We start from the raw sequence: 7,220 nt of genomic DNA on the forward strand, positions 1-7,220 counted from the left end.
AGCGAACTAGAATCTGCTGTTAGAACTCAATCTGTACGAGTGCCCACACAGATGATTGCTTCATATTTTTAAAGAACGTTTCGAAACATTTCGTTGTTTCGAGGGATGTGCATTCTAAGCATTCCCAATTTTTTGTCAACACTTAATCACTTCGATTATCGATTTAAGTTTCTTTTCGAATCCTCAAAACCTAAGTTTCACTTGACTCCCAACTCGTTAGCCTGTTGCTTTTCAGCGCTGCTCCCCGTGTCGGTGGATGCGCATTATAGGGAAATCCGATTTTAGTGCAACCCCTTTTTTTCGGTTTTTTCTATTTATTTTTCAAATGCTTTTTAGCCCACCGAATCCTAACAACTTATCCACATTTTCTGTGGATAACCCATAGGAATTTCGGCTTTTGCTTTTCTTTGTGGTAGATTACCGCCCCATTATTTACTCGTTCTTAGAAAAAGGCTAAATACATGGCTGATATCTTAAACTCGATAAGTGGTCTTTTATGGGGCCATCTACTTATCTACCTCTTAATAGCTGCAGGTGTATTCTTCACAATTAGGCTTGGCTTTATTCAATTCACTCAATTCCCATATATGGTGAAGGTAATGATGCAAAGCCGCGAAGGTGCTGAAGATGGTATCTCCTCTTTTCAAGCATTCTGTACTTCACTCGCCGCACGGGTTGGTACCGGTAATATGGCAGGTGTTGGTGTCGCGCTCTATTTGGGCGGTCCTGGTGCTATATTATGGATGTGGCTCATTGCCTTGATTGGTATGGCGACCAGTTTTGCTGAAAGTTGCTTAGCGCAGCTATATAAGACAAAAGATGATGACGGAAACTTCCGTGGTGGCCCTGCTTATTATATGGAGCTAGGTTTAAAACGTAAGTGGATGGGGGTGTTATTCTCACTTTGCCTTATCCTTGCATTTGGTTTCGTCTTTAATGCAGTGCAAGCCAACTCCATTGCCGCAGCATTTAACGTTGCCTTTGATGTGCCTAAATATGTGATGGGTATTGCGTTAGTAGCAGCTTCTGGGATTATCATCTTCGGTGGTTTAAAAACTATTGCACGCTTTGCCGAGCTCGTCGTGCCTTTTATGGCCGTTGCTTATCTTATACTTGCACTTTACGTCTGTGCTGTGAACTTTGCGCAGCTGCCAGATATATTTATGTTAATAGTAAAAAGTGCAATGGGTATTGAACAAGCGGGTGCTGGTGCTATTGGCTACGCCGTAATGCAAGCGATGCTTCAAGGGATCAAGCGTGGCTTATTTTCAAATGAAGCGGGTATGGGTAGCGCTGCAAACGCTGCTGCCAGTGCAACACCAAATCCAAACCATCCAGCATCACAGGGTTATGTACAAATGCTAGGTGTATTTGTAGATACCATAGTGATCTGTACCGCGACCGCTTCGCTTATTCTTTTATCCGGTCAACTTGAGCCAAACTCAGGTTTAACTGGCATTGAATTAACACAATCTGCATTGGTTCATCATGTAGGAGAATGGGGCGCAATTTTCGTTGCAGTGGCTATTCTATTTTTTGCTTTTACTTCCATTGTTGCCAACTATAGTTATGCAGAAACCAACCTACTGTTTTTAGATCACCATTCAAAGAAAGGCATGATGGTATTTAGAGCTTGTGTATTAGGCATGGTAATGTTTGGTGCGGTAAGCGAACTTGGACTGGTTTGGACACTCGCTGATATTTCAATGGGCTTAATGGCTGTAGTAAACGTGGTTGCACTCTTTATGCTTCGCAAAGTCGTGCTATGGCTTGCCAACGATTATAAAAAGCAGCTTAAAGCTGGCGTAACCCCAGAGTTTGATCCTAGTACCAACCCTGAAGTAGAAAAAACACTACCAAAAGGCATTTGGACTAAATAGACCAATGCAGCGCACTAGAGCTTATTTTTAGTGCGCTTTCTTCTTATAAAACTCAGGATTAATGACGAAGAACACAAAAATACGCCCTTGAGTTCATTTAATGTCCAAATAAACCAACCACTTATTGCCTTTCAAAAAAAAAATCCGTATAGTAAAGCACAAGTCGGCATATAGCGCAGCTTGGTAGCGCACTGTCATGGGGTGTCAGGGGTCGCAGGTTCAAATCCTGCTATGCCGACCATTCAATTCTCATCCCTTTCAATAAGTTAAATCTATCTACTCTTATTCTTATCGCACTTTATTTTCATCACTCAGTTTTGTATGTCGAACATTTGTCGCACCATATTCCAATAAAATTATTTTGCCCTTTCAGCTCCTTTTAGGGGAGGATATATAGGACGACACCTAATGGCACCTTTGAATTAAGAAGACACTGAGTATTACAGCAGTCAAAAACCTATAAATGGAGTTATATATGAAAACAACTGTCATAAGAGATGGCATAGAGCCCACAATCGTTTTAGTGAATGGTTTTCTGAGCGAGTTAGAAACTGATGTAAGCGATTGGCTTGAGATTATCGATATACTTTATCCAAAGAACAGGGTAGAACACTGTAGGTGGAATAGCGGTAGCTTTAAGACGATAGGGAAGAAAGTCGTAATTGAGAATCTCGCTAAGCTACTACTTTTACCCCAAGCAAAGATTAGCCTTTTACATAGTACATACGCTATATGCAAAGAAATAATTACCGCATGGAGCAAAGCACTTGAAGTAGCCACAGAAACTGGAATACATTTGGCCAAGTACATCAACCAGCAAAACCGCAGTTTTGTACTTTTTGGACATTCGCTTGGAGCTAAAGTCATATACTCTGCGTTAGATTGTCTAGAGCGGCAACAAAGCGTTTCGAAGGCTTTCTTATTCGGTGGGGCAATTGCTAATAATGAACCTTGGACGGATATCTATCTAAAACACCCTGAACTAATGATATTTAATCACTTCTCTGAGCAAGATGAAGTTCTCAAAAGACTTTACAAACTAGCAACTACTTTTTCCCACGAACCTGTTGGCTTGAAAGGTATAGAAAACAGCCAATTAAGTCTAATTTACAATATTGACTTGAGCCACGTTGTAACCGGTCATTCTGATTACAAAAATCATAAAATTGGAAAAATTTTATTCGAAAGAAACAAGCTCGCAAGTAAATACAACTTAGGAAGTAGTCTAGTTGGACGGAAATGGTCCTATTCTGCACTAGCATTATCCACCCTGGTCTCGTCGCTGACAGGTTTCCTTCGACGCTAATAACACTCAGTATGTTGAATAAATCAACTCCAAAAAGCTAACATTGATATTTGTGAAAACTATTGCTTGATAAAGAAGGTTAGCTTCGACTAGAAGTATTTTCTTTATTCCAATACCTTTTAACCGTTCTTATACTTAACCCACTTTTTTCGGCTACGGCACGCTGCGTTGGAGGTTGTCCCATCAACTCTTGCAAAGCTAAGTACTCTTTCTTCACTTGTCGCTGAGATCGATTTCTTTTCTTTTTAGCCGATGCAATCGCTGCCTTTGATTGCCTTTGTTTTATCTCTGCTTTAGTTAGCTTTTATTTTACCTTTGGAATCAAATACTCTGGTCGAAAACCTAACAAATCTTCTAAATAAAGAGCTAATGTTTCTTGCCTGTATCGATATAGTGTTGTTTTGGCTGTTTTAATGAGATTATCCAACTCATCATCGGGAAGCCCTATTCGCTCAGCATTGAACTGATAAAGCCGCTCGAAGGCCGTTTTATCTCGCTTACCTTTTGGCACCATACCTATTTGATTGAAATGCATTTGAATCGTATTGATACATTTCATCCACCATTCTTTGATGCTGTGACCATATCTTTTCTTAGGGCCTCGTTTTACCTCCGTATTTTTAGAATACGATGCCAAATCTACGATTCGCTTTTGCTCTAACTGTAATAGTCGGTTATGAAGACTACCTAAACCCAAGCAAGTTAATAACTCTTCAAAAGTATATTTAGGTCCTGAGCCAAAATACCTAGCACTCAACCCTGTTCGACCATGAACAGAACCAGGTATTCGCATATAGCCACTTACCCTTTTAGTTGCCATAAGGTCTATATGCCAGTTACCTACCGAATTCCCTAACCTCTCTATCAAGCAGTTGGCTATTGTACGCCACAATGATTTATTCATTGCTTTCGCATCGACAGGATCATAAATCCAATAAATATGAATACCACCTGAGCCAGAAAGCACATACCCAGTTGGCGGGGGCAATCCAGACTCCTCAATTCGGGCGAAAACGTCGGCTACTATTGTAATTTCCAAATCTCGAACCGATTCGGCGTGACATTTCTCATCGAGGTCGATTTCTAGCCAATTGGCTCTCAATAGAGCAAGATTGTTACATCTTGGCCAACTAAAAAACTCGTTCGGTGTAAAGTAGCAATTTACCGCCTCACTTTTACTTTTTAGCACACCAAGTACATATCGACTCGTAGCGCTTTTGAAAGCGCTAAAGTTGGTTGAGCGTTTTGACTGACTATTACCAAGTAAATGGATGTACTTTTTAGACTCATGGTTTTTACTAAACAAAGCTCTCACAAACCTAGGCGATTGCAGTTCAATTAAGTCATGAAAATCTCGCGGATAAGCAATAGCGTATCTGGGCCACTCGACGAGTGGCTTTTCTTTGAAGGCAAGCATATAACTTGAAAATGCAAAGTGCGTTTGGGGTATCGCCGGTCAAGCAACCCCTTGTGCCTTCCTTACATTTTCACTCCTTCATGACGCGAAAGCCAACACTGAACCGCATCCCACCGGAACAAATGAACTCGCCCTACTTTTATTGAGGGAGGAGCAAACTGTTGAACCTTGGTGCTTTTTGGGTCGGCGCCTTCGCGAATTGCTTTACGCTGCCGTGACATACGATTTTGAAGTGAGCGCTTCTCGATGTGTAAAATTTCACATAGCTCTGAAGTAGAAAGATATTGAGTGGGTAACAACATGGTAGTCCTCCAATACGTTAAAAAGAGTGAAGGGCATTATTCTTAATTTGCTTCATTATTTGGGCATTGCATTAACAACACCCATATCCTCTTTACGTATTGAAGGCAGCCAAAGAAAGGCGCCTGTTTTCGGTCACCGTAGTGACTCCCTTCGTAGGTTACACACTTTAAGTGCGTGAAAATGAATATAGATGATTGATTGTGAAGTATCAAGAAGTTGGGAGTCACTTTTGCGCTAGTAATTTACTAGTCTTCTAATTTAAGATAACAGTGTAAATAGTTGGATAAAAATAAATATAAGCAGACAGTGCACTTTAACGATACTCAACCCTAAATGTGCGCTACGTAAGGAAACCATGAAACAAAATCTACATTGGCGCTATTATCTCTCGCTAGAATCAGATGTATACGCCTTGTCTCGCTACATACACTTTGCCCCTGACAATTTCAAAACATACTCCATAGAATTGGCCAAACTCTATCTTGCAATTTGTGCTGAAGTTGAGGTGGTACTCAAAGAGATATGTGATATATGCCCCTCCAAAAAGGGAAAAGATGCAAATATAAATATTTATCGTCAGTGGATAGTTGAAAATCAACAAGGGCTGATAACTGAACAAGTACGGTCCTTTGAGTTCGAGCTGCAATACGTACCGTGGAAAGCATTTGAAGAGGGTAGATCCCCCTCTTGGTGGTCAGACTATAACAACGTAAAACATGAGCGCAGAAAACATTTCCACAAAGCCAACCTCGGGAATGTATTAGAGTCTCTCGCTGGACTTTATATTGCGAATCTATACCTCGAAAGAGAGTTATTAGAACGATCTGGCTACAGTCATTTTCCCAAGAGTATTGGTGAAATATACTCGGGGCTCCCTCTTGGCCAAAAACTATTTCAACCTTTTGGGCTGCAAGCAGACTTAATGAACTGGGGTTAGCCCACAATAAGCAACGATACTTAACGTGGAAAAAGTAATGGATATTAATAAGTTAAAGGAATACTTTTATAACAACTTGGGCACCATATTTTGGTCATCAATATTACTACTTGGTGGGTCGATTTTTACTATCTACTATGCCCATATCCGCTACATGCCAAGTTTTGACTTTCAATCTTCGACAATGCTCTTAGGAGCCAGTGCTATTACCGCTTTCATAATGCTTGTGATTATCGTGGTGGTTTTTATCTTACCTGGTGAGTATTGGTATCGAACCTTTGGGAAAAGAATTCAGGAAAGTACACACTATAAAAGCAAAAGTGAAAATTACAAAAGTGCCCTTTGCGCAAGTTTATTTCTATTCCCACAAGCGACTATGTTCACATCTTTGTTTCTTGTTGAGAAGCCATATTGGAAAAGCCTGTTAGAAATAGGCATTATTTTATTTTTCATAATGACTTACATTTCTACAAAAGCCGCTTCCCTCATTGAAGTTCCTAAAAAAAGTCAAAACAAGTTGGTTGAGGCTATAGAATACTGCTGGGCATCATTTATAAGCATTGTCGCATCATTATATCCTCTGATGTTACTTACTTCATTATCAGATGGGGCTGTTGATTTACAGTTAAACGAAATGACCATTATCGCAATTGTTACAATATTAGGTATAAATACGATAGTTGCGATGAGGCCAAATAGAATCTCAGCATTCATATTCTATGGGATTATTTCATTATGCACCCTATCCATAGTACTACTCAGCTTCAACGCAAGCACAACAATCTCCAAAGCTGTAATAAAGCGCTATGGATTTGGTAACTTTGAAGTCAAAACCCTAACATTGAAAAAAGAGGCATGTAACTATTTAAAAGCCCAAAACCTGCATGCTTTTACCAGCTCAACCGATTTCTGTATCTACAAAGACGTTATTATCTTATCTAACCTTGGTGAAAACTACTTCATAAAAATTGGGGAGCTAGAACACATAGTCGCCAAAGGCCTTGTCTTATCTTGGTCTAGAGAGAGAAAACCAAATAATGCACAGGCTGAAAACGACGAACTTACAAAGGAGTAGCTTGTTCCGCCCACATACATAAGTCGAGTTTACATACTCAAATTGTGAACTAACGTAAGCGTCGCCTGAACCACACCTAGCTACTGAATACGCTCAGCCTATAAAGTACAGCTCTGATCTCAATTCGGAGCTGACCATGCCTAAACACAAAACCGCAGAGCAATGGCTGAAACTTATCGAACAACAGGAACTCAGTGGTTTGTCTGTCACTGACTTCTGCACGCAGCACAACCTTAGTACCAAGTCTTTTTATAATCGCCGAAGTAAACTTCGCACTAAAAAACCACCTGAGTCATCTTTTA

Annotated in this window: 5 protein-coding genes and 1 tRNA gene; 5 read left to right on the top strand and 1 reads right to left on the bottom strand. The window is 40.2% G+C overall.

The window, feature by feature from the left end; genetic code table 11:
- Positions 1–461: 461 nt before the first annotated feature.
- The 3 genes from DS891_RS24175 to DS891_RS24185 all read left to right on the top strand — a co-directional run bounded on the left by DS891_RS24175 (position 462) and on the right by DS891_RS24185 (position 3,186).
- Positions 462–1,880, top strand: a complete 1,419-nt coding sequence (locus DS891_RS24175; protein WP_010607547.1) for a sodium:alanine symporter family protein — start codon at positions 462–464, stop codon at positions 1,878–1,880.
- 164 nt (positions 1,881–2,044) lie between these two features.
- Positions 2,045–2,121 (top strand) — tRNA-Pro (locus tag DS891_RS24180).
- Positions 2,122–2,355: 234 nt separating this feature from the next.
- The gene (locus DS891_RS24185) at positions 2,356–3,186 is read left to right on the top strand and encodes a DUF726 domain-containing protein (protein WP_174171166.1); all 831 of its coding nucleotides are present in this window, start codon (positions 2,356–2,358) and stop codon (positions 3,184–3,186) included.
- A 304-nt stretch (positions 3,187–3,490) separates the two neighbouring features.
- On the opposite strand, the gene DS891_RS24190 is transcribed toward DS891_RS24185, so the two are convergent.
- A complete protein-coding gene (locus DS891_RS24190; RefSeq protein ID WP_174171167.1) occupies positions 3,491–4,375 on the bottom strand; it encodes a hypothetical protein in 885 nt (294 codons plus the stop codon).
- A gap of 886 nt (positions 4,376–5,261) precedes the next feature.
- Between DS891_RS24190 and DS891_RS24195 the strand changes: the two genes are divergently transcribed.
- Together DS891_RS24195 and DS891_RS24200 are read left to right on the top strand one after the other, a co-directional pair.
- Entirely contained in the window at positions 5,262–5,843 is a 582-nt protein-coding gene (locus DS891_RS24195) for a hypothetical protein (protein ID WP_174171168.1), read from the top strand.
- A gap of 37 nt (positions 5,844–5,880) precedes the next feature.
- Entirely contained in the window at positions 5,881–6,918 is a 1,038-nt protein-coding gene (locus DS891_RS24200) for a hypothetical protein (RefSeq protein ID WP_174171169.1), read from the top strand.
- The last annotated feature ends 302 nt before the right edge of the window (positions 6,919–7,220 follow it).

It is taken from the genome of Pseudoalteromonas sp. JC28 (genome assembly GCF_013319255.1).
GTDB lineage: Bacteria > Pseudomonadota > Gammaproteobacteria > Enterobacterales > Alteromonadaceae > Pseudoalteromonas.